Source organism: Acinetobacter pittii (assembly GCF_034064985.1).
Classification (GTDB): domain Bacteria; phylum Pseudomonadota; class Gammaproteobacteria; order Pseudomonadales; family Moraxellaceae; genus Acinetobacter; species Acinetobacter pittii_H.
In genome coordinates, this window is record NZ_CP139249.1 from 1,455,702 (window position 1) to 1,482,613 (window position 26,912).

Annotated in this window: 28 protein-coding genes and 1 pseudogene; 19 read left to right on the forward strand and 10 right to left on the reverse strand. The window is 36.5% G+C overall.

Features of this window, described 5'->3' with window-relative positions; translation table 11 throughout:
• The first annotated feature begins 41 nt into the window (after nt 1–41).
• Nucleotides 42–1,148 carry a minor capsid protein gene (locus SOI76_RS06980; RefSeq protein ID WP_104078885.1) on the forward strand — a complete coding sequence of 369 codons (1,107 nt, stop codon included), beginning with the start codon at nt 42–44 and terminating at the stop codon, nt 1,146–1,148.
• 162 nt (nt 1,149–1,310) lie between these two features.
• Entirely contained in the window at nt 1,311–1,574 is a 264-nt protein-coding gene (locus tag SOI76_RS06985) for a hypothetical protein (RefSeq protein ID WP_104078884.1), read from the forward strand.
• A gap of 55 nt (nt 1,575–1,629) precedes the next feature.
• Here SOI76_RS06985 and SOI76_RS06990 read toward each other — a convergent pair whose 3' ends face one another.
• Nucleotides 1,630–2,484, reverse strand: a complete 855-nt coding sequence (locus tag SOI76_RS06990) for a DMT family transporter (protein WP_104078883.1) — start codon at nt 2,482–2,484, stop codon at nt 1,630–1,632.
• Nucleotides 2,485–2,681: 197 nt separating this feature from the next.
• On the opposite strand from SOI76_RS06990, the gene dgdR reads away from it, so the two are divergent.
• From dgdR to SOI76_RS07010, 4 genes are all read left to right on the forward strand, one after another.
• Entirely contained in the window at nt 2,682–3,551 is an 870-nt protein-coding gene (gene dgdR, locus SOI76_RS06995; RefSeq protein ID WP_016140648.1) for a LysR family transcriptional regulator, read from the forward strand.
• A gap of 183 nt (nt 3,552–3,734) precedes the next feature.
• The gene (locus tag SOI76_RS07000; protein WP_032054042.1) at nt 3,735–3,866 is read left to right on the forward strand and encodes a hypothetical protein; all 132 of its coding nucleotides are present in this window, start codon (nt 3,735–3,737) and stop codon (nt 3,864–3,866) included.
• A 272-nt stretch (nt 3,867–4,138) separates the two neighbouring features.
• Nucleotides 4,139–4,426, forward strand: a complete 288-nt coding sequence (locus SOI76_RS07005; RefSeq protein ID WP_104078882.1) for a hypothetical protein — start codon at nt 4,139–4,141, stop codon at nt 4,424–4,426.
• 241 nt (nt 4,427–4,667) lie between these two features.
• Nucleotides 4,668–5,030: a NirD/YgiW/YdeI family stress tolerance protein gene (locus SOI76_RS07010; RefSeq protein ID WP_104078881.1), complete on the forward strand. Its 363-nt coding sequence runs from the start codon at nt 4,668–4,670 to the stop codon at nt 5,028–5,030.
• Nucleotides 5,031–5,120: 90 nt separating this feature from the next.
• Here SOI76_RS07010 and yhbS read toward each other — a convergent pair whose 3' ends face one another.
• Entirely contained in the window at nt 5,121–5,627 is a 507-nt protein-coding gene (gene yhbS / locus SOI76_RS07015) for a GNAT family N-acetyltransferase (protein ID WP_104078880.1), read from the reverse strand.
• A 382-nt stretch (nt 5,628–6,009) separates the two neighbouring features.
• On the opposite strand from yhbS, the gene SOI76_RS07020 reads away from it, so the two are divergent.
• The 3 genes and pseudogenes from SOI76_RS07020 (at nt 6,010) to SOI76_RS07030 (ending at nt 7,715) form a co-directional block, all read left to right on the forward strand.
• Nucleotides 6,010–7,122 (forward strand): OmpW/AlkL family protein, encoded by a 1,113-nt coding sequence (locus tag SOI76_RS07020; RefSeq protein ID WP_104078879.1) that lies wholly within the window; start codon nt 6,010–6,012, stop codon nt 7,120–7,122.
• Between the two features lie 44 nt (nt 7,123–7,166).
• Nucleotides 7,167–7,265: pseudogene (locus tag SOI76_RS07025) on the forward strand (hypothetical protein); the annotation flags it as partial.
• A 21-nt stretch (nt 7,266–7,286) separates the two neighbouring features.
• Nucleotides 7,287–7,715 (forward strand): PPC domain-containing protein, encoded by a 429-nt coding sequence (locus SOI76_RS07030; RefSeq protein WP_104078878.1) that lies wholly within the window; start codon nt 7,287–7,289, stop codon nt 7,713–7,715.
• Between the two features lie 63 nt (nt 7,716–7,778).
• Here SOI76_RS07030 and SOI76_RS07035 read toward each other — a convergent pair whose 3' ends face one another.
• Together SOI76_RS07035 and SOI76_RS07040 are read right to left on the reverse strand one after the other, a co-directional pair.
• Nucleotides 7,779–9,365 carry an ATP-binding cassette domain-containing protein gene (locus SOI76_RS07035; RefSeq protein ID WP_205668357.1) on the reverse strand — a complete coding sequence of 529 codons (1,587 nt, stop codon included), beginning with the start codon at nt 9,363–9,365 and terminating at the stop codon, nt 7,779–7,781.
• Between the two features lie 261 nt (nt 9,366–9,626).
• The gene (locus SOI76_RS07040) at nt 9,627–10,070 is read right to left on the reverse strand and encodes a universal stress protein (protein WP_002115225.1); all 444 of its coding nucleotides are present in this window, start codon (nt 10,068–10,070) and stop codon (nt 9,627–9,629) included.
• Nucleotides 10,071–10,359: 289 nt separating this feature from the next.
• On the opposite strand from SOI76_RS07040, the gene SOI76_RS07045 reads away from it, so the two are divergent.
• The 3 genes from SOI76_RS07045 to SOI76_RS07055 all read left to right on the forward strand — a co-directional run bounded on the left by SOI76_RS07045 (nt 10,360) and on the right by SOI76_RS07055 (nt 11,628).
• Entirely contained in the window at nt 10,360–10,587 is a 228-nt protein-coding gene (locus tag SOI76_RS07045; RefSeq protein WP_104078877.1) for a hypothetical protein, read from the forward strand.
• Between the two features lie 175 nt (nt 10,588–10,762).
• Nucleotides 10,763–10,936 (forward strand): hypothetical protein, encoded by a 174-nt coding sequence (locus SOI76_RS07050; protein ID WP_104078876.1) that lies wholly within the window; start codon nt 10,763–10,765, stop codon nt 10,934–10,936.
• 248 nt (nt 10,937–11,184) lie between these two features.
• Nucleotides 11,185–11,628, forward strand: coding sequence for an RDD family protein (locus tag SOI76_RS07055; RefSeq protein WP_104078875.1), 444 nt, complete (start codon nt 11,185–11,187; stop codon nt 11,626–11,628).
• A gap of 56 nt (nt 11,629–11,684) precedes the next feature.
• Here SOI76_RS07055 and SOI76_RS07060 read toward each other — a convergent pair whose 3' ends face one another.
• Entirely contained in the window at nt 11,685–12,860 is a 1,176-nt protein-coding gene (locus SOI76_RS07060) for a benzoate/H(+) symporter BenE family transporter (protein WP_104078874.1), read from the reverse strand.
• 186 nt (nt 12,861–13,046) lie between these two features.
• Here SOI76_RS07060 and SOI76_RS07065 point away from each other — a divergent pair, with 186 nt between their 5' ends.
• A complete protein-coding gene (locus SOI76_RS07065; protein ID WP_016140663.1) occupies nt 13,047–13,520 on the forward strand; it encodes an Lrp/AsnC family transcriptional regulator in 474 nt (157 codons plus the stop codon).
• Between the two features lie 51 nt (nt 13,521–13,571).
• Here SOI76_RS07065 and leuE read toward each other — a convergent pair whose 3' ends face one another.
• The 3 genes from leuE to yahB all read right to left on the reverse strand — a co-directional run bounded on the left by leuE (nt 13,572) and on the right by yahB (nt 16,309).
• Complete coding sequence (gene leuE, locus SOI76_RS07070; protein WP_025466523.1) at nt 13,572–14,222, reverse strand: leucine efflux protein LeuE; 651 nt, start codon at nt 14,220–14,222, stop codon at nt 13,572–13,574.
• A gap of 73 nt (nt 14,223–14,295) precedes the next feature.
• Nucleotides 14,296–15,285, reverse strand: a complete 990-nt coding sequence (tal, locus tag SOI76_RS07075) for a transaldolase (protein ID WP_104078873.1) — start codon at nt 15,283–15,285, stop codon at nt 14,296–14,298.
• 130 nt (nt 15,286–15,415) lie between these two features.
• Entirely contained in the window at nt 15,416–16,309 is an 894-nt protein-coding gene (yahB, locus tag SOI76_RS07080) for a LysR family transcriptional regulator (protein ID WP_104078872.1), read from the reverse strand.
• Between the two features lie 90 nt (nt 16,310–16,399).
• Between yahB and aceI the strand changes: the two genes are divergently transcribed.
• Complete coding sequence (gene aceI / locus SOI76_RS07085) at nt 16,400–16,834, forward strand: chlorhexidine efflux PACE transporter AceI (protein WP_146065062.1); 435 nt, start codon at nt 16,400–16,402, stop codon at nt 16,832–16,834.
• A 64-nt stretch (nt 16,835–16,898) separates the two neighbouring features.
• On the opposite strand, the gene fadI is transcribed toward aceI, so the two are convergent.
• The gene (gene fadI, locus SOI76_RS07090) at nt 16,899–18,467 is read right to left on the reverse strand and encodes an acetyl-CoA C-acetyltransferase (protein ID WP_032054027.1); all 1,569 of its coding nucleotides are present in this window, start codon (nt 18,465–18,467) and stop codon (nt 16,899–16,901) included.
• Between the two features lie 235 nt (nt 18,468–18,702).
• On the opposite strand from fadI, the gene SOI76_RS07095 reads away from it, so the two are divergent.
• The 3 genes from SOI76_RS07095 to lipL all read left to right on the forward strand — a co-directional run bounded on the left by SOI76_RS07095 (nt 18,703) and on the right by lipL (nt 22,354).
• A complete protein-coding gene (locus SOI76_RS07095; protein ID WP_017725281.1) occupies nt 18,703–20,094 on the forward strand; it encodes a 3-oxoacyl-ACP reductase in 1,392 nt (463 codons plus the stop codon).
• A gap of 74 nt (nt 20,095–20,168) precedes the next feature.
• Nucleotides 20,169–21,023, forward strand: a complete 855-nt coding sequence (locus SOI76_RS07100; protein ID WP_104078871.1) for a MaoC family dehydratase — start codon at nt 20,169–20,171, stop codon at nt 21,021–21,023.
• Nucleotides 21,024–21,094: 71 nt separating this feature from the next.
• Nucleotides 21,095–22,354, forward strand: coding sequence for a serine hydrolase domain-containing protein (lipL, locus tag SOI76_RS07105; protein WP_104078870.1), 1,260 nt, complete (start codon nt 21,095–21,097; stop codon nt 22,352–22,354).
• 47 nt (nt 22,355–22,401) lie between these two features.
• Here lipL and SOI76_RS07110 read toward each other — a convergent pair whose 3' ends face one another.
• On the reverse strand, nt 22,402–22,980 hold the full coding sequence (locus tag SOI76_RS07110) for a TetR family transcriptional regulator (RefSeq protein ID WP_104078869.1): 579 nt from the start codon (nt 22,978–22,980) through the stop codon (nt 22,402–22,404).
• 124 nt (nt 22,981–23,104) lie between these two features.
• On the opposite strand from SOI76_RS07110, the gene amvA reads away from it, so the two are divergent.
• Both amvA and dnaX read left to right on the forward strand, forming a co-directional pair.
• On the forward strand, nt 23,105–24,583 hold the full coding sequence (gene amvA / locus SOI76_RS07115; RefSeq protein WP_104078868.1) for a multidrug efflux MFS transporter AmvA: 1,479 nt from the start codon (nt 23,105–23,107) through the stop codon (nt 24,581–24,583).
• 173 nt (nt 24,584–24,756) lie between these two features.
• Nucleotides 24,757–26,844 (forward strand): DNA polymerase III subunit gamma/tau, encoded by a 2,088-nt coding sequence (gene dnaX, locus SOI76_RS07120; RefSeq protein ID WP_104078867.1) that lies wholly within the window; start codon nt 24,757–24,759, stop codon nt 26,842–26,844.
• Nucleotides 26,845–26,912: the final 68 nt, after the last annotated feature.

The following is a 26,912-nucleotide window of genomic DNA, read 5'->3' on the forward strand; positions in this document are numbered from 1 at the left end:
TAGAAAATAATAAAAAGGGCAATTCTGTAGAGGTAATTTTTATGGTTAATCTTCACCAAAAATCACTTTTTGATGTTCTAACTCAACATCAGGCTTATCTATATCGAGCATCTTCAAGATCGGTCAATGAACTTCTTAATTTATTTAATTCCGAAACAGTTAACATGCTTACTAAACTAAGTAACCTGTTAGATGAGCTAAGTGAAAAGGAAAAAACCGCATTGGCGGGTGGGCTTTACTCAACAGCCACATTAAAAGAGATACGTGCACTGATTTCTCAGTGGTTTAATACCACTAACGATGTTCTCATGGATACTTTTACCATCTCTGCTGTGGCATTGGCCGTCTATGAAGCCAGATATATGTCAAAAATTTTTGGTGGTAGACATAAAGAGTTAAAAGGCGAACAGCTGTATAAAGCTGCGAAACGTGTTCCTTTAGCAGGTGGAGCATTGGTAGATGAGTTGCTCTTGAAAATTGTTGAGGTGGCGCGTCAACGTGTCGAGTATGCAATTCGGGATAGCCTTAATACTGGAGCCACAAATCAACAAATTATTCAAAGGATTCACGGCACTAAACGCCTTAAATATGAAGATGGACTATTAAATAGCACAAAGGCGGATATTGAACGAACTGTACGTACAATTCGAAGCCATATATCCAATCAGGCCTATTTAAATAGCTATAAACAGTTAAAGTTTGAATATGTCAGATTTGTAAGTGTCCTTGATGGAAGAACATCCAAAGTATGTGCTGCACTTGATAGCAGTGTCTGGACCATCAATGATCCTACAAAGAAAGTTCCCCCTCTACATCCTCATTGCCGTAGTATTTTAATTCCAACACATGAAGATGGTCAGCTCATTGGCAGCCGAGCTTTCATTATGGATGAAAGAAAATTTAAGGATATTCCTAAGATTGAACGTGAACAATTAACTGGTCAATTAGATGCAAATACATCTTTTAAAGAATTTTTTAAACTAACAGACGATTTCTTTCAAAAAGAGTGGCTAGGACCTAAAAGGTATCAACTATATAAAGAAGGGGAATTCGACTTTGATAAGTTTTTTGATCCAGAAGGGCGGTTATATACACTTGAGGAACTTAAAGAACTGGATGAGCGGGCCTTTAAAATATTGGGATTGTGAGATAGAGCAGCAGTATTTGAAATCGGTTTTTTATCTTAAATAATTTTTTTGGTTTTAACTAAATATACACACTTAAACAATTAGTTGAAAAAAGTTTCCATAATCTTGTCAGATAGCATGTTAAGTTTTTCTCAATCATAAAAATTTAAAAAGGATGAGAATATGAAATTTTCCTACCAAGATCTTAATGGAAATAATGTTGAAGTGGAATGTGAAAGTTATATACATATTCCATCAGGAACGGCTGTAAAATCTACAGAAGCCGGCAATTATCATATTACTGAAAATTTTAGCTTCTATAAAAAAATAGAAGCTGATTCTGTACCCATCTATCGATTTGCTATTGATCGCAATTCTAATGTGTTTAACAGTGATGAACTTCCAGCACTCGCTCAAATCGGCAAAGATTGGAAAACTTTAGACTAGTTTTCAATCCTTCTAAAGCCCTCACCCGAGGGTTTTAGACTAAATTTTAAATGAATTATTTCTTTTTAAATACAAGCATTAAGCCTATTAAAATTGCCATCATTCCAATTAAACCCGCAAGTGGTAACTTATTTTTCAAAATTAGAAAATCTAAAATTGCAGTAACCACAGGGACTAAATAAAACAAGCTGGTAACATTTACAATATTGCCCTGACTTAGAAGTCGGTAAAGTAAAAGTTGAGCAACTACAGAAATTAAAATTCCAAGAAATAACACCGAAATAATGAGTTGTGAATTCCACGTTATTTCAAAATGTTCAAACGGAACTATAAATAAGCAAACGACAAGACTGACTACATATTGGAGTGGTAAGACATCTGTTGGAGCTTGTTGAATATTTTTTTGCATGATGGCCCCAAAAGTGATACAGATCAGTGCTGCTAAAGCAAAGAATATTCCGATTGGAGCGATAAAAGACATAGTCAGGCTTTTCCACACTAAAAGGATGAGTCCGGCTAAAGCAATGAATAGACCTAATAATCTCTCTTTTTGTAAATTCTTTTCTAAAAGACAAAGTGTCAAGATTGGCTGTATTCCCATGATTGTGGCCATTAAACCAGGGGTGACTCCGTGAGCCATGGCTTTAAAATAACAAATTGAATAACCTGCAATAATGAGGAGTCCAGTTAATAAAACTTGCTTTCGAGTTCCACGCTTAGGTAAAAGTCTTTTTCTAAAAATAGCAATTAACAACAGAACAAACAAAGCTGTGGCAAAGCGCAGAATTAATAATGCTATAGGTGAGGCACTGTCGAGTCCCCATCGAGTAAAAATCGCAGCACTTCCCCAAAGTAAAACGAAAGTGGATGTCGCACTTTGTGACGCAAGCATCTGTTTATTTAGGCGCATAAAACCTCCTCCTAGTGCGTAATATCTAAGAAATACGAAGTGATAAAATTGTTGGTAAGGACAGTGATTAAAGGTTTATTTAGTCATTAAGCAATTCATGGATAACTTCTTCTAATTTCAGTATGAGAGAGACAACAAATAAAGAAAAGCGCATAATTCTTTTATATACTATTTGAAAATCGAATAGATAAATCCTAATGAATTTAAAAAACCTACAGATCGATTGGTTAAAGTGTTTTGTCACCGTAGTAGATACAGGCTCACTATCGAATGCAGCACCTGAGTTATACCGTTCACAGTCTGCGGTTAGCATGCAACTAAAAAAACTTGAAGAAGCGTTACATTGCCAACTTTTAATACGAACACATCGACAAATTGAATTAACGTCGCAAGGACAGCTACTTCTAGGTTATGCACGTCGTATTCTTGACTTGCATGCAGAAGCCCAAATGGCATTTCACGGAGATGAGCTGAAAGGGCGTATACGCCTTGGGGTGCCCGATGATTATGCAGCGAAATATTTAACACCCGTACTGAAGCGGTTTGCACCACGTTACGGAGGAGTTGAAATCGAGTTAATCTGTGAGCAATCTACTTCGTTAATACCGCGGGTAGAAAGTGGGGATATAGACTTGGCATTAATTTCAAGAGATAACGCTCGTCAAGGCACACTTTTATTTCATGAACCGATGGTGTGGGTAGGCTCTCCACAGTTTGAGCTTTGGCGAGAAGACCCACTTCCAATTGCAGTTTATGAAAGTACCAGTCAAGCCAAAAAGAGTGCGATTAATTCCTTGGCATTACAAGGACGCCGTTATCGTGTGGTATATAACAGTTCAAGCTTAGCAGGCCAAATTGCAGCAGTTGAAAGTGGTTTAGCAATTGCCGTGTTCACACAGTGTAGTGCACCTGAGCATTTAACGATATTGGGGGCCGATCATGGCCTTGGACCTTTAGAACCGATGGAAGCCGCTGTCTATCGCAGTAGGGCATCTTTAGAGTCAAAAGCTGTAGATCACTTATATGACTTACTCATCAAAACGCTGAGGCATTCGGTTAATGTTTGATTTTAACATTTTGGGGAACTACTTATATTTGTTTGGACATTTTGTTTTTAAATTTAAGTTAGGACTAAATAGCTTTACATTTTTGCGTTAAATCTACAAAAAAGCCTAGAAACCTATGCTGATCGTAAAACTAATAAAAAGTATTTATTAACTCATTAATCTAAACAATTCATGAGGTGAAACATGACAAAAATTATAGCATCCTTAGGTTTAGCTGCTTTTATTGCTTTAAGTGTGAGCGCTTGCCAAGGTGAAAACGATACAAATCAGCAAGATAAAACCACGACTCCTCATTCAATGGATAAGGATTCGTAACCTCGTTAAAACTCTAAAGCCCATCGTAAGATGGGTTTTTTTATATCTTTTATTCTTGTCCTAAAGTGTGATTTGTAACTCAAAAAATTTATTTTTAATGGCGCTGTTCAAAATATGTTGACTAGTACACTTGGTTTTAAATATATTTAAATTCGAAACTCATTATTTTAAATAGAACTCTATATTTAAAATAACTTGTTTAAATATCATCAGTTCGGAAATTTAACCTTTAAATTTGATTATAAAAATATAAATGAATCAAGGAGGTGGGTATGGATGCTAAATTTCACTCTGAAAATGATTATGGTTTTATTTTAAATATATTGAACCATTATGTCGTGATAAAAAAGTCAGTAAAAGATGACTATTATCCTTATGATTCATTCGGTTATCTTCTTGCTCTTTATCAGCCGCTAAAAGTCTATATTCCTCAGCTTCCACACCCGAAAATTTATATTGAGATTGGTGGCATTTCCTATGACAGAGTAATTGTTATGCAAACAGAAGACGAGAAAGAAGCCATGAATATTTTAATGGAATTAGAACAGCTTGTTGTTTAAAAATTAATTGATTTTTTTATGTGTTCAATTTACTTATGGAAACTTTTTCTTGAGTAAATTGGACACAAAAGCTTAAGTGAAAATAGTTTTAACCCGAGAACTCATAAAATTATTCTATATTTTAATTTATATTGTTTTAAACAAAGCCTTTAATAAGATACAAAAAACCACAAAAGCTAGGTCTATAACTTTAAAAGAATTTGTTTATATATCTAAGACTATTATAAAACAGGTAATTGTAATGAAAAAAATACTTTTAACAGCATTGGCTGGATGTGCTTTATTAGGTAGTAATGCTGTGATGGCTAAACCAGATGCTGCTTTATTAAAAGAAGCGACAAAAAATGTAGTCACAGTATCTAAAATCAAAACTTTGGCTGATGAAGCTGGGGTAACTTTAACAGGGACTATTGTAAAGCATATTGCTGGTGATCATTTTGAGCTCAAAGATGCAACCGGTTCAATCATAATTGATATCGACGATGACTTATGGAAGCCTCTACAGTTAAAAGCAGGGGATAAAGTCCGTGTGGTTGGAGAGGTAGATAAGCATAGAATTAAACCTACCGATATTGAAGTTTTTCAGATTGAGCGAGTTAAATAAAACAATTTAATTTGCATAAATCGTGTTCAAATTAATTAAAAAGAAAACTCCTACTTTTAGGAGTTTTCTTTTAAAGACAATAACTTTCTATTATTTTGTCGCGTTAAACGCCTCATGGTATGTGACATTCGCTTTTGGAATATTGCCGGAAAAAGTTAGAGCTTGAAAATACTCACTCGGTACATCAGGCAAGATCAGCTCAGGATAATTTTTAAAACCAAATCGGCTGTAATAGTTGGGATCTCCTAATAAAACACATCCTTTTGCACCTAAGTTTTTTAATTTTTCTAATGATTTATTCATCAGAAGAGTACCAATACCCAGCCCCTGTTTATTTGGATGAACGGAAATAGGGCCTAAACCGTACCACCCCGTTTCTCCTGAACTTATTTGAACTGGAGAAATAGCCACATGTCCAACAATAGCGCTATCTTCAGTCGCAACTAGGGAGACTGTAAGTTGTCCGTGAGTTCTTAGACTATTAACAATAAAATGTTCGGTATGACTCGTATGCTCAGCATTTTGAAAAGCTGCTTTGGTTAGTTTTTCTATTGCTTCAATATCTTTGTCTTGCTCATCACGAGTAATAATATTCATTAAAAATTCTTCCAGATTTGATGATTAGCTATAGGGTTTAACAGTTAGACCAGTTCGCTTCAGTGGTTTTTGTCGAAATATCTATGAAGGAAAATTAAATATCTAGCTAAATTCTAATTTAAATAATTCAGTCACGATAGCTAACCTATATAGCCTACTTATTTTTATTTATTTTACCATTCGTTAAATTACTTTTAATTTTACTTATGTCATTCGTCAGAAAAATTAGATAACTATTTCATATAATTAATTGGATATATTGATAGATTTATCTAAATTAAGATTGTTTAAAAAATATACTGATTGATAAAAAAGGCAACTTGGCTATATTCCATACATATATTGCAAAAGCAGCAATATATATTTCTAGGATGGAATAAAAATGAAAAAAAGAGTAATAAAAATAGCAATATTGAGCTCATTATCTGTAATCACAAGCATGAGTTATGCGCAGGAATTTAAAAGATTCTCTGTGTCTGCTGGTTGGGTACATGTAATGCCACAAGGTAAAGCTAATCCGTTTAATATTAATACCGCTGTTAAAAATGGAACCACAGCTAAAGTCGGTACTATTTCAACAACAAGCTTTTTAAACTCGGTTGATCCTAACGCCACAGAAGTAGACTTAGGAGGAGAAGTCTTTAATCAAAAGGAGTTTCTAGAGCTAGCTTTAAAAGATGAGTACATGAGGGAGATTATTCTTGATGAGAACGGTAATATTAAGCCTGAAGTTTCTGGTATAGCGACGGTTCAAGGAATCGAAAACTGGCAACAGAATGATGCAGGGCTTGAGGTTGATGATGTAGATACATTGGGATTAACCTTTAACTATTATTTGAATGATAATGTATCTTTACAATTTATTGGCGGAATTCCACCTAAAGTTGATGTTAAAGGCAAAGGCGAAATATTAGCGCCATTAAGCGGAGTCGCAATGTCTCCTAATGACTTGGTAAAATACCTTTTCCCTAATGGGATTACTTTAGGCCAAGCAATCCCGATTACCAACTTAGGAAATAAATCTAAAGCTGCAACTATTCGAGCATGGACGCCAACGATAGAAGCACAATATCAGTTTGGCAAAAGCGGGGTAAATAAGTTTAGACCATACATTGGAGCGGGCATAATGTATGCCCATTTTAATGATATTAAACTTAATGATGGAATTCACTCTGATCTAGTCTCTGCAGGTCATATGATTCAAAATGTCTTAGATGGCAAAGCAGGCGCGGCTTTAGACCGAAAAGAGTCGAGTGGAAAAATGGTGGTTAATGTCGATACAGATGACGCAATAGCTCCTATTTTTACTGCTGGTTTTACCTATGATTTTAATGATTCATGGTACACGGTTGCTTCTGTATCTTATGCGAAACTAAACAACAAAGCACAAATTGATGTAGTCAATCAAAATACGGGTACTCGCTTAATACATGCGACAACAAAAGTTGATATTGATCCGTTGATTACCTATTTAGGGGTAGGATATCGATTCTAAGTTATAAAAAAGGTATCTCAGAATTAATAATATTAAGTTTTTGAGATACCTTACTTGTTACTATTTATAAAAAACAACTATTACTTATTAAACTCATACATAAAGTAAAATTCTATAAAACTATTTTTAATATAATAATTTAAAAATATTTTGAGGGATGGAAATTGAAAAAAATCATTAAAACTTTATTCTTAACAACATTAATCTCAACGACTTCATTTACTATTTATGCAAAAAACATTGAACAAAAAGTTAATTTTTTACAAGGTTCACCGCATACTAATTTAACTGGAAAATTTCAGGGTTACGATGATGTACGATATAGAATTTATGCAAAAAAAGGTCAAATTTTAAAATTTGATATTAATAGCCTTGGTAATTTAGCCTACCTTAATATTTTTGCACCCGGAACAAAGCCCGGTAAAGATAAAGCATTTTTGATTGGCTCAACAGTAGGTTTTAAAGGAGAGCTAATTTTACCAGCCGATGGTGATTATATTATTCAAGTTTATCAAATGCGTAATAGTGCTCGTAAAAATAAAACTGTGAAATATAATTTAGACCTTGAACTCTTAAATAAAGTAAAAAAATAAGAATTGATAAAATTTACTAGCTCTCAAATGAGAACTAGTAAATTTGCAAAATAGTCTGAAAAGTTATTGGGTTAATGTAAATGACTCCCTTATACCGCAATTTTCTACAAACAGTGGATCGTGTGAAATGAGTAATACAGCACCCTCATAACTCTGAATTGCATGAGCGAGTAACTCCCTAGATTCAATATCTAAGTGATTTTCGGGTTCATCTAATAACAGAAGTTCAGGTGTAGGTTTTATCTGACTAAGGGCCAATAAAGCTACTTTTAGTTTTTCCCCACCACTTAGCTGAGACAGTAGTTGTGTACCTTTATCACCGCGGATTCGGAGTTGACCTAATAAATTCCGCCACTCGACTTCTGAAAGTTCATTATTCAGTTGAGTTAGATTGTTAATCACAGTCATCTCATCACATAAAAAGCTAAAGTTTTGGTCCAGATAAAAGCACTCTACAAATAAGTGAATGCTTTCACATGGCTGCTTGTTCTGTTCATAAATTGCTTTAAGCAAAGTTGACTTTCCAATTCCATTTTGTCCAGTTATGTGAATTTTTTGAGCAGCTTGTACTGCTAGATTAATGGGTTTTTGAGTTCCCTGAGTCAGTTTAAGTTTTTTAATACGAAGAATTTCACCTGATTTCTTCTGAAAAGTTGGGAACACAAACTGTTGAGGTTTGACAGTTTCAAGAAGCATTTTCTTGTCTTTTAATTCATTTTGACTGTTCGAAATCTGTCGTTGATGTTGAGTCTGTATAGCGGCAATACTTTGGCCTGCTTGCTCCTTTTTAAAGTCGAGCAAAATTTTGGCTTGAGAATTTGATTCTCTTAATTTATTACCAGCCCGCTCACGTTTTTGAGCTTTCATTAATACATCATGCTGCTTTTGCTTCATGTGTTTAACTTCACGTTGGTTTTGTTGAATAGATTGCTCTAGAGCAGCAATATTGGTTTGATATTGTTCATAAAATTTTTCATAGTTTCCTGTGGTGTGCTGTAGTCCATGTTCATTTAAATGATAAATATGGTCTACTTCATTTAATAAAGTCCGATCATGGCTAATAATCAGTCCACCTGTTGGGTGTTTTTTCAAATGACGAATTAACCATTGCCTAGATTCCTGATCTAGATGATTGCTAGGCTCATCAAGTAATAGATAGTGATCTGATTTTAAAAATAAACAGCTTAAAGCCAACTTGGTTTTTTGGCCTTCACTTAAATTTTTAACTGGGAAATATAAATCTGTTGGTAGACCAGCTGACTCTAAGAGGTTGTTCCATAAAGTGGGTAGGTCCCATTTACCTTCCAATAAATCATAATCTTCAAAGCTAGCATCACCTTGTTCAACTCTTTTAAAAGCCTGATAAATATCTAAGATATCTAAGGCTTCGGCAATGGTCAGCGCTGCTAAACGATGTAATTGAGGTAAATACGCATGCTTTACATGCCAAGATATTTGCCCAGAAATAAAAATTGAATCTGCTGCAAGTGTCTCATTTAATATTTGCATAAGCAAAGATTTACCTTGGCCATTACGACCAATTAGAGCAGATAGCTGATTCGATTCAAGACTAAAATTTAGATGCTTAAACATTACCTTTGAAGGGAACTCTAAGGTAATTTGCGATATTACACATGCCTGCTGAGTCATAAAAAACCTCATAAATACAGGATGTACAAAATAGGATAATGATAATTTTTAATAGAGACGGTAAATCACAAAAATAGTCTATTTTGCACATCAAAGAAAGAAAAAATTGATGAGAAAAAAGACTTACTTCATTGGCGTGACTCACGAAATTTGAGGGAATAATGAACTATTCTATAGCGATTTTAGGTCAGTGTAAAATTTCTAGAAGTTATTCTGTTAAAAAACCCAATCATTAGATTGGGCTTTTGTCCTTCTAGAGATTTACTCTTTTACGACTAAAACTTGAATTTTAGTGCTATTTAAAACATCTTGAGCAAAACTGCCTAAAATTAGTTTTTGGAAGCCTTTACGACCATGTGAACCAATCACAATCAAATCAGAACCTAAGTCTTCTACAGCTTTCAAAATACCATCCGAAGAAATTTCACCCTGGATGATTTGAGTCTCAGCATCAATACCTTCTTCTGCACATAAAGCTTTTACTTTAGCGAGGGTCTTTTCTGCATTGGCACGAGCTTCAACAAAATAATCTTTTACAACAGGTGAGATGTAATAAAAATCTACGCCACTAAAAGGGTCTACCGCAACTAAACTAATGGCAGTCAATTTACTACCAAATGCCTTTGCAATGTGAGCAGCCTGTCTAGCTGCTGCTAAAGAAATTTCAGAACCATCTACTGGTACAATAATATGTTGATAATTCATGATGTTATTCCTCTTATTTACAGTTGTTATATGTATGAAGCTTTTATTAATTAAAGATTAACATATTTCATTCTTTGGAGACATCTATTCAATTGAAAGTAATTGAAATTAAATAAAAATTATATAAATCATTATTTTAATTTAATATTTTGGTTTGCTGTAAACGGGGGGGACATACTACAGAAGTAAATCTTTAATAATTACATGAAATTACAAAAAATTACTATTCATATTTCTGTCACATAGAACCCGTATAACAAAATAGTAAATTTAGGGGAGAGAAAGGAAGATGGCAGATTTAACAGCAAAGAAAGTAAATAAGCTCATTGAAGAGTTTCGTCAAACAGGTAAAGAACCCCAAAAATTAATCATTGGCTACAAAACTTATGCCAGACTTATGACTGAAGATAAATTTGCAGAAAAAGTTATTCCTTCACTTGAAGATTCAAAAGAACGTTTATATAAAAATCTAAAAATTAAACTTGTAACTGAAAAACATTATTTTGAAATTAGCTAAAAATTATGTGATATACATCACTAGTTATTAAAGTAAAGTAACACTAAATAAGTTTAATAACATGATTATTGTATGATGATACAAATTAATAGTGTAACCAACATTTGAAAACAGCAATCGTTTATAAACTCGATAGAATAAATTGCTTTTATTTTAAGTAGTGGAATAAATTGAAATGCCAACATTTAGTGTAATTATATTCTATATTTTATCTATATTAGGTGCCATAGCTGTTATTTATGGAGTAATCAATTTAAGTGTCTTTTTAATTATTATTGGATTGGGTCTATTATTTGCAGCATTATTATTAAAAAAAGAATTTAAATTAGATATTTTATTTTGGAAATAAATATTATATTTATTTTTAATTTAATTTTCTTAGACTAGAAAAAAGTATTTCAATATAACTGACATAAAAAGTGTCAGTTTTAAAATATTAAATTAAGTTTTATTTTGATCAAAATAATTACAATAAAATATAAAAGTAGAAAAGATTAAATTTATTTAAGTATTTAAAAATAAAAAAGTTTCCTTTAGGATAAAAGTAAAATTGTAAGAACGTTTTAATCTATTAAACAATAACAAAGTGAGGTGAGCATGTCTTATAAGTATGAGTATGCAGGGTTCTGGTTAAGATTTGGTGCAATGATTATTGATAGTCTGATTCTTTTTTTAGCAATTATTCCAGCTGCATGGATTTTTTATCGGGGAGATTACGACTTAGTATTTGCTACTGGCTTAAGTAGTCAGCCACAAAATTACTTGTTCGATCTTATTGTGAACTATGCATTTCCTTTCTTGTATTCAGTTTTATGTTGGTTGTATTTTGCGGGTACACCTGGCAAACGTTTAATGCGATTAAAAGTTTTAGATGAAAAAACAGGCAATAAGATCACAGTCATGCAAAGCATTATTCGCTATATTGGCTACATTCCATCAATTTTAGTGTTTGGCATAGGCCTTTTCTGGGTGGCATTTGATGCTAAAAAACAAGGTTGGCATGACAAAATGGCAAAAACAGTCGTAGTCAGAGAGCTATAAGAATTATGGCAAAAGCGTTCATAGCATTGAAAATAGGAGACTATGAACGCTTTTTATTAGTTTCTTTTAGTTTTAAATTTAAGTATTACAAATACAATAATACCGACAATTAGGCCCCAAAATGCTGAACCAATACCGAAAAATTGAATACCCGAAGCACTACATAAAAACGTAAATAATGCAGCTTCACGTTCTTCAACTTGAGCAAAGGCAATTGCTACGTTGTGGCTAATCGTACCAAGTAAAGCAATGCCTGCCAAAGCTACAATAAAAATGTGAGGAAATGACATCAATAAACTTGTGAGTGTTGCAGCAAACAAACCCATTAATATGTAGAAAAAACCACAGCTCATGCCCGCAATATAGCGTTTGCTTGGGTCAGGATGAACTTGGTCGTCTAAGCTTACCGCGGCACTAATTGCAGCAATATTTACGGTGTAACAACCAAAAGGGGCAAGCAAAGCTTGAGTTAAACCTGTCCAGCCAATGAGTTGGTTAACGTGTGGTTTATAGCCATAGCTTTTAATCATGGCAATTCCCGGTAAATATTGCGAGGCCATATTAATCACAAACAGTGGTAAAGCTAAGCCCAACAGTGCTGACCAATTAAAGTCTGGACTAATCCAAACAGGTTTTGCTAAAGACCACTGAAGTGTAGGCATATGAAATTCTAAAAAAACGGGGCAGAGGGCAATCCCTGCAATTGCGGTAAATACAATGCTGTAACGCGGCCACAATTTTTTTGTAATGACATAAATGCTAAGTAAGGACAAAATAAATGCCCAATCATTTTGTAAACTTGCGAAAAGTGATATACCAAATTTGAGTAAGACTCCTGCAAGCATGGCACTGGTTAAGCTTTGAGGAATATATGACAAAGCTTTTTGAAAAATACCTGAAAAGCCTAAAATAGCAGTGAGTAAACCACCAACTAAAAAAGCACCAATCGCTTCATTTAAACTATATCCACTGCCTGTTGCCATAATTAAAGCAAGACCAGCGGTTGACCAAGAAGTCGCTACGGGATATTTAAATTTCCAAGAAAGAATGAGTCCCGATAAGCCAATTCCTAGACCTAAGGCCCAAAACCAAGAGGTAATTTGTTCAGGTGAAGCACCTAAAATTTGAGCCGCTTGAATAACTAAAACGGCCGAAACACTAATACCGATTAAAAAGGTAATAAAGCCAGCAAATACTGCCGGAATTGAAAAATCTTGAAGAATCTTTTGCATAATACGTGTTCTAAATCCAAGAAAAGTTTATAGGCTTCTGCCATGGCTTCCAGTTGGGGTGAATTTAACAATTTTTTTTAAGAAGGTGCTTTCTATTTTGAGTCTAAAAAAGAAATAATATTTTTAAAATATTGAATAATGCTATTATTTATTTCATAACTAATAATTAATTTGGGATATTATTTTATGGAAGAGCAAGCTGAAAATTTGACGCCACTTGAACTGAAAATTATGCGTGCTTTACAAGAAAATGGACGTTTAAGTAATGCTGAGTTGGCAAAACTTGTGGGCATTAGTACATCATCTTGTTGGAATCATACTCAGCGCCTTTTTAAGATTGGGGCCATCTTGGATGTTCGTGCTCGGATCAATCCCAATACCGTTCAACGAGGTACTGTGGTGTTAGTCGGTGTAGTTTTGGATCGTTCAACCCCTGATAGCTTTCAAGCATTTGAACAAGCTTCGGGTGATTTGGAAAATGTTTTAGAATGTTATCTGGTGGCAGGGGAAGTCGACTATTTTCTAAAAATTCGTGTTAAAGATTTAGCTGCGTTTAATCGATTTCATAGTGAAAAGATTATTGCTTTACCCGGAGTAAGACAAGTCCGAACGTTTTTTGTTCTCAATGAAGTTAAAACAGATGGCATGTTGGCATTTTAGGAGCTCATCATGTTTTAACCTTCTAATGCAAAACTTATAAAGTCAAAATGATTAAATCGTTGAGGTTGCTAGTTTTAAACCAAACCCAAAAAATAGAATTCCTACTAGAAAGATTCCGCTCGCTGCAATTTTATGGTTCTCTTTAAAAAATGCTGAAAGTTTAATTCCAGAGAAGATTAATGCAGTTAAATAACTAAAGCTAATGATCTGTAAAATAACCGCTAAAATTAAAAAGCTTAAAGCTGGGTAGGCATAGTCGGGTTCAACAAACTGAACAAAGAAAGAGAGGAAAAATAAAATCGCTTTAGGGTTGAGTAAACTGATACTAAGTGCTGTTTTATAAGGATGAATTTTATCTAAAGCGGGTAAATCGGCCATTTCTGGTTGAGTTTGATTACGTTGTTTCCAGCGTTGAATACTGCCTTGTAACAGTTTAAAGCCTAAGTAAGAAAGATAAAGTGCACCTGTTAATTTAAGAATAACAAATACCCATGGAAATGCTTTAAGTAAAGACGCAGCACCAAGCACTGTACACAGCATTAAAATAAGGTCACCGGTGAAAATACCGAATGCACCCATATATCCGGTTTTAATGCCGTAACGTGAAGCAATTGACATCACATAAAGAGAATTGGGTCCGGGCAATAACACAATTAGGAATGTACCAATAATATATGTTGTTAAATCTGTTATGCCGAACACGAGAAACCCAATAAAAAACCGATTTTTGTCATGATAACAAAAATCGGTGATTTTGTATGAAAAGTGCAGTTTTTTAAGATTTTATTTCCGCATCAATTCCAAAAGACTGACGTAACAAAAGGCTTAATTGGTCACGTGCTTTGATAAAGCCATCAACACCGCCTTGTAAAAGCTGGAATGCCATTAAGTCATGGTTAAGTTCATCTTTAAAACTTTGTTCATCTTGAGCTGGTCGAACAATCGCTTCTGCTTGTTTTGCTTGAGAGGCATCAAGTGCCGCATCAACTGTACGCGTATCTTGCTCAAGCTGCGTTAGTAAGCTTGGCGAGATGGTTAGCAAATCACATCCAGCTAGACCAAGTACTTGGTCGATGCTACGGAAGCTTGCGCCCATCACTTGAGTTGGAATGTTTTGTTGTTTGTAATAGGTATAGATTTTCTTAACTGAAACCACACCTGGATCTTTTTCGATAGGGTAAGCGTCTACAACTTCAGCTTTTTTGTACCAATCTAAGATACGGCCTACAAACGGCGAAATTAAAGTTACTTTTGCATCTGCACATGCTTGAGCTTGATGTAAACCGAAAAGGAGGGTGAGGTTACAAGCAATACCTTCAGCCTCTAACACTTTAGCAGCTTGAATCCCTTCCCAAGTCGAAGCAATTTTAATCAGAATACGTGACTGATCAATCCCATAACCTTTATAAAGTTCACATAATTCATGTGCTTTTTGAATGGTTGCTTCAGTGTCATATGAAAGAGCAGCATCAACTTCTGTTGAAACTCGGCCTTCAATCAGTTTTAAAATTTCTACACCAAATTTTACGGTTAAAATATCAATGGTTCTTTCGATTAACTCATCGTTGCTATAGCCTTCTTCTTTGGCTTGATAATAAGCATCTTCAATGAGCTCTTTACTTTCTGGTTGTTCTGCTGCTGCCGTAATCAATGAAGGATTAGTCGTCGCGTCTAATGGACGGAATTTACGAATTGCATCAAGGTCACTACTGTCGGCAACAACGGTCGTTAATGTTTTTAATTGGTCAAGTGCTGTATGAGTCATTGATATTCAACATCTTCAGTAATAAATCTTATGTTTTCTTTATAGCACAAAGTCTATTCATGCTGTCGATATATCAATTGTTATATTTCAAAGAAAAACGTTTAGGTTCTGCATCTAAATTGAAATAATTTTAAGGCACCTGTTGCATTCTTTGCGTACGGATATATTCAATGAGATATCTAGCAGCGGCACCAAGTTCACTTTCCCGGCTCCAAACCAAGTCAACATAATATTCAAAGCGTGGAGTGAAATCTAATAAATCCAATACCTTAAGTTTATTTTTTAATTCTGGGTTTTCTTTAAACATTTCTTGAGGAAGAACCCCCCAACCCAAATTACGCAAAATCATTAAGCAAGCAGAGTGATGGTTGTCTGTACGCCAGTAATGTTTCGAAAAAAGCAATTCTGGCTTTAAAGTTTCATCTCGGCTTGCAACTACAATTTGTCGTGTAGTGAGAATCTGTTCATAAGAAACCTGATTTTGGCTTGCTAGGGGATGGTTATTTGAAATAACCGGAATTAGAGCCTCACGTTTAAGTTCTACAAATTGTTCTCTGTTATCTAGATGCTCGCGTTCAAACATCAGTGCAAGTTGGGCAGACCCGTCTAATAACATTTGGAGTGCATCTTCTTGAGGGGCAGACACAATATTAATTTGTAGGTCTGGAAAACGGCTCTCTAGAAGACAAATATAGTCTGTCCAATTGGTGTGTAAAAGTTCAGACACAATCACAATAGTTAAATTAGCTTCCAAACCTGTACTTAACGCGTGGGCATGCTGTTTCCACTGGTTCATCTCAATCAAAAGCTGAGAAGTCTTTTCATATAACACCCGTGCTTCGTCAGTGGGGATGGGTTCACGGCCTTTACGGTCAAATAAAGTTAAGTCCAGATCAATTTCTAAGTTGGCAATAGACATACTTACAGCCGAAGGAACTTTGCCAAGTTTACGGGCTGCTGCAGAAAAAGAGCCAGTTTCAATCACGGCCTGAAACATGAGTAGTTGTTCTTGATTAATATTCATCTGTCAAAAAAATTGAAAGAACCTGATTGGATTAATCAATATTATAAAAATAAAATGCACATTATCCAAGTTATTATTGAGTATTTAAAAATGTTGATTTCCAAGAGAAGACTCATTCATGCAATCAGTTATGAAGGAATTTTATTGGTCATCATTGCGATTGCATTAAGTTTTATTTTTAACATGCCGATGGAAGTGACCGGTACACTCGGTGTGTTTATGGCAGTGGTTTCAGTTTTCTGGAATATGATTTTTAACCACTATTTCGAAAAAGTAGAGCATAAATATAATTGGGAAAGAACGATCCCTGTACGGATTTTACATGCGATTGGTTTTGAAGGTGGTTTGCTGATTGCGACTGTACCAATGATCGCCTATATGATGCAGATGAGTGTTATTGATGCATTTATTTTAGATATTGGCTTAACCTTATGTATTTTGGTTTATACCTTTATTTTCCAGTGGTGCTATGACCATATTGAAGGTAAGTTTTTCCCCGATGCTAAAGCTGCATCACTTCATTAAGTGAATCTATTGAAATGAAATAAGCACCCAAATGGGTGCTTATTTTGTTAGTTCATTATAGAAATTATTTTTCTACAATCGCAACCACACCTTCACCGCCTGCTGTACAGATCGAGATTAATGCGCGGCCTGAACCTTTTTGATTAATCAATTTAGCAGCAGTTGCCAAGATACGACCACCAGTTGCAGCAAATGGGTGGCCTGCACCTAAAGATGAACCATTTACGTTCAGTTTAGAACGGTCAATTGAACCCAAAGGTGCATCTAAACCAAGACGTTCTTTACAGAATTTTTCATCTTCCCAAGCTTTCAAAGTAGATAACACTTGAGATGCGAATGCTTCATGGATTTCGTAGAAATCGAAGTCTTGAAGTTTAAGGTTTGCACGCTTAAGCATACGAGGTACTGCATAAGCAGGAGCCATTAACAAACCTTCTTTAGGACCGCTCTTACCAATGAAGTCAACAGCTGCTGTTTCAGAGAAAGAAAGGTAAGCTAAAACTTCATGACCGTTTTCTTTTGCCCATTCTTCAGAAGCAAGCAATACAACAGAAGCGCCATCAGTTAACGGAGTTGAGTTACCCGCTGTCATTGTTGCAGTTTCGCCTTTACCGAAAACTGGTTTTAACTTAGCAAGTTTTTCAACTGTGCTGTCTGCACGTAAGTTGTTGTCACGGTTAAGACCTAAGAATGGAGTCATTAAGTCGTCAAAGAAACCACGCTCATAAGCAGCAGCAAGTTTTTGATGACTGCTAGCAGCTAACTCATCTTGTGCTTCGCGAGTGATACCCCATTCTAAAGCAGTGATTGCTTGGTGCTCACCCATTGAAAGGCCAGTACGTGGTTCACCGTTACTTGGTGCATCAAGAAGCTTTTTAAAATCAATTTTTGTTAAAGCTTTCAGGCGGTCTTTACCAGTTTTAGCTACATTGAGCTCAAGTAAAACTTTACGTAAACCATCGCCTACAGCGATCGGAGCATCAGAAGTGGTATCTACACCACCTGCAATACCTACGTCAATTTGACCAAGTGCAATTTTGTTTGCAACAACAAAAGCTGCTTGTAAACCTGTACCACAAGCAATTTGAATGTCATAAGCAGGAGTTTCAGGAGCAAGATCTGTGCTCAATACAACTTCACGAGTCATATTAAAGTCACGGCTATGTTTTAAAACAGCACCCGCAACGACTTCACCAATACGCTTACCTTGTAAATTAAAGCGCTCAACCAAACCGTTTAATGCTGCTGTCAGCATGTCAGAATTAGACGCTTTAAAATAAGCAGTATTTGAACGTGCAAATGGAATACGGTTACCACCAATAATTGCAACGCGGCGAACAGTGTTTTGGCTCATGGTTTTATCCTGTTGAACAGAAGTTTTGGTTTTTGTTGCTTTTGGTTCTGCAGCTACATTTGAAGATGTAGAAGTAGTTGCTGTGGCGGCGCTCTTAGTACGAGGGCTACGTGCAGGTGCAGTCGTTGAACGAGTACGTGTCGTTTTTGGAGTATTAGTTGCTGCTTTAGGCGTAGTGCTGTTACGCTTAGCCGTGTTAGAAGCCGGCTTTGATGTATTTGACACTTTTTCCTGAGCAGAATTTTCGACTGCTGGATTTTCTTGAGTTGGTTTGCTCATAAGGCTTTTCCAAGCATATTAACGATATTCTTATAAGCTACCTTAACACAATTCAAATAGACCTGTATTGACTAGAATGACATTGTAGATAGCATTCAGGTCAAGACATCCAAAGATGAAGTCAAGTATGATTTGGAGTAACTCTAATGAACGACTGCTTTCATATTGTTTCTATCCATCTCATAACATAATGAAGCCTGTCGTAGAAAATTCATTTCTTTGAGAGATAATAATCATGACTGATCAATACCAAGCATTTACACAATCTCCTATTGGTAAATTCGTTGTTAAAAATCTGGGTTTACCATCGCCGGTTGTATTAGAGCGTTTTGAAAGTGCTCAGCCAGTAGTGAATGGTGCAGTATTGGTTGGTGCAGCGCCGTCAAGTGTATTGTCTGGTGCGATTGCACAAGTACTTAGCAATATTCATGCAGATAGCTATGTAGGCAATAATGTTGCTTTACAACAAGAAGCTGCAAAAGTTGGTTTAAATTTACGTCCATTCAATGCGGGCGATAAAGAATCAAAATTCAAAGCAGTTGTATTTGATGCCTCTGGTATTCAAAACTCAGAACAGTTAAACGAACTTTATAAATTCTTTAATCCGATTGCACGTCAAGTTGCGACTTCTGGTCGGGTGATTGTTATTGGTACAACACCTGAAACTGCAAAAACTGTAAAACAAGCGATTGCTCAGCGTGCACTTGAAGGCTTTATCAAATCTGTAGGTAAAGAATTTAAAAAGGGTATTACTGCTCAAGTTGTTTATGTTGATGAAGGTGCTGCTGCAAACCTTGAATCAACTTTACGTTTCTTGCTTTCTCCGCGTTCGGCTTATGTTTCTGGTCAAGTGATTCGTGTATCTAAAGCAGATGTAGTTGATGTTGATTGGGCAAAACCGCTTGCTGGCAAAACTGCGTTGGTAACAGGTGCGAGCCGTGGTATTGGTGAGGCAATTGCACATGTGTTGGCACGTGACGGCGCGCATGTTATTTGTTTAGATGTACCTCAACAACAAGCTGATCTTGACCGTGTAGCGGCTGATATTGGCGGTTCTACATTGGCAATTGACATTACTGCTGCTGATGCGGGGGAAAAAATTAAAGCTGCTGCGGCAAAACAAGGCGGTTTAGATATTATCGTTCATAACGCGGGTATTACACGTGACAAAACTTTGGCAAATATGAAGCCTGAGCTTTGGGACTTGGTAATTAACATTAACTTATCTGCTGCTGAACGCGTAAATGACTACTTGTTAGAAAATGATGGTCTAAATGCAAATGGCCGCATTGTTTGTGTATCATCAATTAGTGGTATTGCTGGTAACCTTGGTCAAACAAACTATGCTGCATCGAAAGCAGGTGTAATTGGCCTAGTGAAATTTACTGCGCCTATTCTAAAAAATGGTATTACCATCAACGCGGTAGCACCTGGTTTTATTGAAACTCAAATGACTGCGGCAATTCCATTTGCGATTCGTGAAGCTGGCCGCCGTATGAACTCAATGCAACAAGGTGGTTTACCTGTTGATGTAGCAGAAACAATTGCATGGTTTGCATCAACTGCTTCTACAGGCGTAAACGGCAACGTTGTACGAGTGTGTGGTCAAAGCTTGTTGGGCGCTTAAGCACTTTTAGCTAAATAGGGGTGCTTGTGCATCCCTTTTTTATTCAAGAATCTATAAATTATAAAAGGTTAGGTATGAATACTCGTCATTTTAGCCAGCTACCAAAAGCGGCATTGGCTTATCCAAAAGTAGTGCAAGGTTTAATTTTTAAAAAACCGAAAGGCCCAAAAATATTACCGCAAGTTGAATATGTGGTAGATACCCTAGAAATTGATCAAAACCATCTCAAAGCTTATAACGAAGTATGTGGCTTTCAAAATAATGGTTTTGTACCCGCAATTTATTTGGCTGTGCTTTCTCAAAGCTTGCAAATGCACATGATGACAGCAGAAGCATTTCCATTTCCAATTTTAGGTTTAGTGCATATCCGTAATCAGATTAAACAGACCAGACCAATTGGTGTAACTGAAAAACTCACTTTGTCATGCAAATTTGGGGAACTAAAACCGCATGATAAAGGTGTTCAGTTTGACTTTATTACCACCGCTAAAGTTGGCAATGAAGTGGTGATGGAAGGCTTAACGACTTATTTATCTCGTCAAAAAGTTGAGAAAAGAGTGGGTGAGAAAGCTAAAGAAGAACAAGCACCAGCTTATGTTCCAAAGGCAGAGTGGGATATTTTAGAAAACACTGGTCGCCGTTATGCGAAAGTGTCTGGTGATTTTAACTTAATTCATATTCATGCCATTACTGCAAAAGCATTTGGCTTTAAACAAGCCATTGCGCATGGTATGTGGAGTAAAGCTAAAGCACTAGCGAACCTCGAATTACCAAATGCTTATGAAGCAGATGTGTGGTTTAAGCTGCCAATGTTCTTACCGTCAAAAGTTGAGTTTTTAACTGCAAATGCAGATAAAAAGACTGATTTCTTGATTCGTAATGCCAAATCACAAAAACCGCATGTTGCAGGAACTGTAAAAGCATTATAAAAATAGCAGCAGCCTGAACAGAGGTTTGGGCTGCTTTTGAGCAAAATAACAAAAAATGCAAGGAACTTCATGTGATTAAAGAAATTTTACTGGCCGATACCCATAACTATCACGGTATTTTAGATGAACGTTTTATTGATTTAGCTCACCAGTTCAGCCGTCTTCAAGATGCTAGAACAGGACAAGGTGGAGCTGCTTTAGCGGTTTATTTTAGAGGCCAAAAAGTTGTAGATATCTACACCGGTCTTCAATCACAAAATGAAGCTTGGCAACCTGATACCTTGGCTGTTTGCTACTCTACGGGTAAAGGTGTACTTGCAACTTTAGCGCATATTTTAGTAAGTGAAGGTTTTTTAGAATACGACAAACCGATTGCGACCTATTGGCCTGAGTTTGCTCAAAATGGAAAAGAGCAAATGACATTGCGTCATGTACTTAGCCATCAAAGCGGTATGTTTGATGTGCGAAATATCATCGAAAGTGCGCGAGAAATGCTTGACTGGTCACATATGTTAGATGTGGTCGCGGCGACTAAGCCAAGGTTCCTTGCAGGAGAGGGCAATGCTTATCAAGCTTTAACATTTGGTTGGCTTGTCGGTGGTGTACTTGAAAAAGCAACTGGTCAATCTTTAGATCAGCTCATGCAAAAATATCTCGTTGAACCGTTAAAGTTAGATGGGGCATATTTTGGGACGCCTGCAAATGAGTTGGATCGTGTAGCACGTTTAATTATTCAACCAAAACCAGAAAAACCAGCGTCTACTCAAGTTGAAAAACCTAAAAAGCCACAGACGCGCAAGAGTTCACTCTCTGAAAAAATGATTACTTGGACTGGACAAGACCCTCAAGATTTTCAAGATGCTATGATTCCAAAAGGAATGAAACATTTTAGTTTCTTTAGTGACGAAGGATTACAAGCTGTTATTCCAGCGGCGAACGGCACGTTTACTGCAAATAGTCTTGCTAAAATTTATGCGATGCTGGCAAATCAAGGTGAATGGGATGGGCAGCAATTGATTCGCCCAGAAGTATTTAAAGAGCTTAGTAGCATTCAAAGTTATGCACGTGATCGTGTCATGCCAATTCCGATGAATTGGCGTTTAGGCTATCACCGTATTATTACTATGGGTAAACGCGCTAAAAATGGCTTTGGACATATTGGTTACAATGGTTCAGGAGCGTGGTGTGATCCTGAGCGTGACCTCAGCTTTGCTTATACGCATAACTTCCAAATTGGTTCAATCACAGGCGATTATCGTTTGTGGGGGCTGACTCAAGAAACTTTACGTTGTACAGACCAAATTTTAAAAGGCCGTAAAGGCTGGTTCTAATTTTAGTATTTTAAAGCTGGTATTTTTAAGCAATGCCAGCTAAACACTTATAATAATTCTAGGCGAATAATCGCTTCGGTATGGCGCTTAAAGTCTTCTTCAGCTAAACCTTGTAATCCAAGTTGATAAATACCTTCTAAGCCGCAAACAAAGGCAATGAGTCGCCATGCAATGTCTGTGGAATTTGATCTGTTTTTAAATTCGCCTTCTTTTTGACCGCATTCAATCGATTGCACAATAGCTTGATGCCAACTTTGCATGGCAAGGTTATAAGCCTTTTGTATTTCTGTATCTTGTTCAATTAAGAGTTCAGCTTCATTCCATAAACGTAAGTAGGGCTGAAGTCTGTCGATATTTTCTGCACCTAATAAGATGAACAGTCTTTGAAATTGGCTGGTTGTTTGAAGAGTTTGTTCAATTTCATCGAGCTGTTCCATCAGCTTTAAAAAAGCTTCAGCTTTTAAATGAGATGCCGAAGAAAAGTGGTGGTGAACTTGTCCGGTAGAGGTTTGTGCTTCTGTTGCGATTCTACGTACCGTCATGGCAGTAAAACCTTCAGCCAAAGCAACTTGCATGGCAGCTTGCAGAATCATTTCTCTGCGTTGATCGCGATTAAGATAGGCCATGTTTTTTCACCTGACTGAATTCGACACAAATTACATTAAAACTAAAAGTTGGACAAGTGTCCAATTGTGTATATAATAACCATGATTTGAACACATGTCCAAGTTTTGGATATTGAAGAGCGTTATGCAAAAAAAATGGTTAATCCTGACAATTATCGTCCTTATTTATTTACCAGTTACGATTGATGCAACGGTGATGCATGTTGCAACACCATCTTTAAGTGCAGCATTGAATTTAACTGCCAATCAGCTTTTATGGGTTATTGATATTTATTCGCTGATTATGGCGGGTTTGATTTTGCCGATGGGTGCACTCGGTGATCGTATTGGCTTTAAAAAATTATTATTTATTGGAACTGCAATTTTTGGAGTCGGTTCCTTAGCTGCGGCTTTTTCTCCAACAGCTTACGCTTTAATTGCTTCTCGCGCAGTTTTAGGGCTAGGGGCAGCTATGCTTATTCCAGCCACTTTATCCGGCATTCGTAATGCCTTTACCGAAGAAAAGCAGAGAAATTTTGCACTGGGTCTTTGGTCTACAGTGGGTGGTGGTGGAGCAGCTTTTGGTCCATTAGTCGGTGGATTTGTACTAGAACATTTTCATTGGGGAGCTGTATTCCTTATCAATATCCCGATTATTTTAGTGGTTCTGGTTATGATTGTAATGATCATTCCTAAACAACAAGAGAAGACTGATCAGCCAATTAATTTAGGACAAGCTTTAATCTTGGTTGTAGCCATTTTAAGCCTGATCTATTCAATCAAATCGGCGATGTATAACTTCTCGGTACTTACAGTCGTGATGTTTGTAATTGGTATAAGTACTTTAATCCACTTCATTCGAAGCCAAAAAAGAAGTACGACGCCAATGATTGATCTGGAATTATTTAAACATCAAGTGATTTCTACCAGCATTGTCATGGCTGTTGTTTCCATGATTGCTTTGGTTGGTTTTGAATTACTTTTGTCTCAAGAATTGCAGTTTGTACATGGTTTTTCTCCATTACAGGCAGCCATGTTTATTATTCCATTCATGATTGCGATTAGTTTAGGTGGTCCATTAGCCGGAATTTGCTTGAATAAGTGGGGACTTAGACTTGTATCTACTGTTGGTATTTTAATAAGTGGATTTAGTCTATGGGGACTTGCCCAGCTCAACTTTTCAACCGACCACTTTTTAGCATGGACTTGTATGGTCTTTTTAGGCTTTAGCATTGAGATTGCCTTACTGGCTTCAACTGCTGCGATTATGTCATCCGTTCCACCACAAAAAGCAAGTGCAGCAGGTGCGATTGAAGGTATGGCCTATGAGCTGGGTGCTGGTTTAGGTATCGCTATTTTCGGGTTAATGTTGTCTTGGTTTTATAGCCGCTCAATTATTTTACCAGCAGAGCTTCCATCGAACTTAATTGAAAAAGCGAGTATCTCGATTGGTGAAACCATGCAATTAGCTTCTAACCTTGAAAGCCCTTTGGGAGGGCAATTGATTGCAGTTGCTCAGCAAGCTTTTAGCTATGCGCATAGTTGGGTGCTTACAATCTCCGCCATTTGTTTCTTCCTTTTAACTGTATTTGTCTGGTTTAGTTTTCCGAAGAAAGTAAATTAATATTTTTCACAGTATTTAAAGTTTCGGTAGAAAACTTTTTCTTCGAAACTTTAAAATTCACTGATAGTCCAGACAAATGATGTAGTTCGCAGTTTATCTGTACGGATATGAGCTTTATGCGTTCACACTCTTTTAAAAACAAAGTATGCTTATGCCTGTAACAAGGAGCATACATGTATCAAGTACTTGCTAGAAAATACCGTCCACGTAATTTCAATGAGTTAGTGGGACAAAACCATGTTTCTCGTGCATTAAGTAGTGCATTGGAACGCGGTCGTCTTCACCATGCTTATTTATTTACAGGAACGCGTGGTGTAGGTAAAACTACAATTGCACGTATTTTAGCCAAGTGTTTGAACTGTGAAACAGGTGTGACTTCTACGCCATGTGAAGTTTGTGCCACTTGTAAGGCGGTAAATGAAGGCCGCTTTATTGACCTAATCGAAATCGATGCTGCTTCAAGAACAAAAGTAGAAGATACGCGTGAACTTTTAGACAACGTTCCTTATGCGCCAACGCAAGGTCGTTTTAAAGTTTACTTGATTGACGAAGTACATATGCTATCGACGCATTCTTTTAATGCGTTACTAAAAACACTAGAAGAACCACCAGAACACGTTAAATTTCTGTTTGCAACGACAGACCCACAAAAGCTACCGATTACGGTTATTTCACGGTGTTTGCAATTTACTCTAAGACCTTTAGCTGTCGATGAAATTACCAAGCATCTTGGCGCTATTCTTGAAAAAGAACAGATTGCTGCTGACCAAGATGCAATCTGGCAAATTGCTGAATCTGCACAAGGCTCTTTACGTGATGCATTATCTTTAACTGACCAAGCCATTGCTTATGGACAGGGTGCGGTACATCACCAAGATGTTAAAGAAATGCTTGGCTTGATTGACCGCACCATTATTTATGATTTGATTTTAGCGATTCATCAGAACCAACGTGAAAAAGTCAGTCAGCTTTTATTGCAATTTAGACATCAAGCGCTAGATGTTTCACTGGTGCTGGATCAGTTGATTTCGACATTGCATGAATTGGCAATTTTGCAATATCTGCCTGATTTGAGTTTGAAATATAGCGATGAAATCAATCGCAAAATCATGCAGCTGTCTAAGCTGATTTCTGCTCAAGATTTACAGCTTTATTACCAAATTGCATGTAAAGGTCGTTCAGACTTGCAACTTGCCGTAACGCAAGAGCAAGGTTTTGAAATGTGTGTTTTACGCTTATTGGCATTCCGTCCTTTAGCACCAAATGAAATTTTAGTATCAGAGCCTGTTCAACAAAATGAACAAGCAGTGGTGAATCACCAAGTCCAGCAACAAGTTCAAGAGATTACTCCAGTAAATACAGTTCAACCTGTTGAAGTTATTAACCAGCCCGCTATGGTTGAACCTGAACCTGAACCTGAACCTGAACCTGAACCTGAACCTGAACCTGAACCTGAACCTGAACCTGAACCTGAACCTGAACCTCAGTCTAATCAGGATTTAATGGTATTTGACCCAAATCATCATGAGTTGATTGGACTTGAGTCAGCTTCTGTTCAAGAAACAATTAGTGTTCTGGAAGAAGATTTCATTCCTGTACAAGAACAAAAGTTAGTACAAGTGCAGGCAGAAACACAAACTAAAAATATTGAACCTGAACCGGCTTTCACTGCTGAATCTATGGGTTTATTTGAAACGCCTAACGCTGAATTTTCGCTGGCCCAAGATACGCCTAATCTTGCTTCTGAACCTGTTATTGAGCAGCAAACATTGGTGCAGGCTGAAGTTGTTGAAACAGTTACCGTTGTAAAAGAGCCTAGTGCAACTGATTACGGCCATTTGATGCCTCAAGATATCTTGAAGCTTTCTCCTCAAGTTTTGGAAGGTGAGTGGACACTCGAAAAGTGGGAATATTGGTTTAGAAATAGTCAGCTTTCTCCAGCCGTCCAAGAACTTGCGCAGCATGGTGTGATGACTGGTGAAATTGGCGGCAATACTATTTTCCATATTCCTCAGGAATATGAAAATATGCTGACCCAATTACAACAAGGCCTTATTGATGCATTAAATGAGCAATGGCCGAATACTCAATTTACAGTTGAATATGGTGCTTTGAATACATCTACTCCCTATACCATTCAAAGTGCACGTAAAGAAAAAGCCTTTCATAGAGCAGCTGAGCTATTACAGCAACAGCCAGTGATTAAGAGTCTCATAGAGACTTTTGATGGCAAACTACAAAATATTCAATTAAAACCTTAAATTTATCTGATTTTTGATCTGGTGCAGAATATGAAAATAATAGACTTTTCATATTTTTCACTGGATTG

What these genes read in the sequence shown, in the direction of transcription:
- SOI76_RS06980 (WP_104078885.1), top strand. Translation starts at nt 42, where the DNA reads ATGGTTAATCTTCACCAAAAATCACTTTTTGATGTTCTAACTCAACAT.
- SOI76_RS06985 (WP_104078884.1), top strand. Translation starts at nt 1,311, where the DNA reads ATGAAATTTTCCTACCAAGATCTTAATGGAAATAATGTTGAAGTGGAA.
- SOI76_RS06990 (WP_104078883.1), bottom strand. Translation starts at nt 2,484, where the DNA reads ATGCGCCTAAATAAACAGATGCTTGCGTCACAAAGTGCGACATCCACT.
- dgdR (WP_016140648.1), top strand. Translation starts at nt 2,682, where the DNA reads ATGAATTTAAAAAACCTACAGATCGATTGGTTAAAGTGTTTTGTCACC.
- SOI76_RS07000 (WP_032054042.1), top strand. Translation starts at nt 3,735, where the DNA reads ATGACAAAAATTATAGCATCCTTAGGTTTAGCTGCTTTTATTGCTTTA.
- SOI76_RS07005 (WP_104078882.1), top strand. Translation starts at nt 4,139, where the DNA reads ATGGATGCTAAATTTCACTCTGAAAATGATTATGGTTTTATTTTAAAT.
- SOI76_RS07010 (WP_104078881.1), top strand. Translation starts at nt 4,668, where the DNA reads ATGAAAAAAATACTTTTAACAGCATTGGCTGGATGTGCTTTATTAGGT.
- yhbS (WP_104078880.1), bottom strand. Translation starts at nt 5,627, where the DNA reads ATGAATATTATTACTCGTGATGAGCAAGACAAAGATATTGAAGCAATA.
- SOI76_RS07020 (WP_104078879.1), top strand. Translation starts at nt 6,010, where the DNA reads ATGAAAAAAAGAGTAATAAAAATAGCAATATTGAGCTCATTATCTGTA.
- SOI76_RS07035 (WP_205668357.1), bottom strand. Translation starts at nt 9,365, where the DNA reads ATGACTCAGCAGGCATGTGTAATATCGCAAATTACCTTAGAGTTCCCT.
- SOI76_RS07040 (WP_002115225.1), bottom strand. Translation starts at nt 10,070, where the DNA reads ATGAATTATCAACATATTATTGTACCAGTAGATGGTTCTGAAATTTCT.
- SOI76_RS07045 (WP_104078877.1), top strand. Translation starts at nt 10,360, where the DNA reads ATGGCAGATTTAACAGCAAAGAAAGTAAATAAGCTCATTGAAGAGTTT.
- SOI76_RS07050 (WP_104078876.1), top strand. Translation starts at nt 10,763, where the DNA reads ATGCCAACATTTAGTGTAATTATATTCTATATTTTATCTATATTAGGT.
- SOI76_RS07055 (WP_104078875.1), top strand. Translation starts at nt 11,185, where the DNA reads ATGTCTTATAAGTATGAGTATGCAGGGTTCTGGTTAAGATTTGGTGCA.
- SOI76_RS07060 (WP_104078874.1), bottom strand. Translation starts at nt 12,860, where the DNA reads ATGCAAAAGATTCTTCAAGATTTTTCAATTCCGGCAGTATTTGCTGGC.
- SOI76_RS07065 (WP_016140663.1), top strand. Translation starts at nt 13,047, where the DNA reads ATGGAAGAGCAAGCTGAAAATTTGACGCCACTTGAACTGAAAATTATG.
- tal (WP_104078873.1), bottom strand. Translation starts at nt 15,285, where the DNA reads ATGACTCATACAGCACTTGACCAATTAAAAACATTAACGACCGTTGTT.
- yahB (WP_104078872.1), bottom strand. Translation starts at nt 16,309, where the DNA reads ATGAATATTAATCAAGAACAACTACTCATGTTTCAGGCCGTGATTGAA.
- aceI (WP_146065062.1), top strand. Translation starts at nt 16,400, where the DNA reads ATGTTGATTTCCAAGAGAAGACTCATTCATGCAATCAGTTATGAAGGA.
- fadI (WP_032054027.1), bottom strand. Translation starts at nt 18,467, where the DNA reads ATGAGCAAACCAACTCAAGAAAATCCAGCAGTCGAAAATTCTGCTCAG.
- SOI76_RS07095 (WP_017725281.1), top strand. Translation starts at nt 18,703, where the DNA reads ATGACTGATCAATACCAAGCATTTACACAATCTCCTATTGGTAAATTC.
- SOI76_RS07100 (WP_104078871.1), top strand. Translation starts at nt 20,169, where the DNA reads ATGAATACTCGTCATTTTAGCCAGCTACCAAAAGCGGCATTGGCTTAT.
- SOI76_RS07110 (WP_104078869.1), bottom strand. Translation starts at nt 22,980, where the DNA reads ATGGCCTATCTTAATCGCGATCAACGCAGAGAAATGATTCTGCAAGCT.
- amvA (WP_104078868.1), top strand. Translation starts at nt 23,105, where the DNA reads ATGCAAAAAAAATGGTTAATCCTGACAATTATCGTCCTTATTTATTTA.
- dnaX (WP_104078867.1), top strand. Translation starts at nt 24,757, where the DNA reads ATGTATCAAGTACTTGCTAGAAAATACCGTCCACGTAATTTCAATGAG.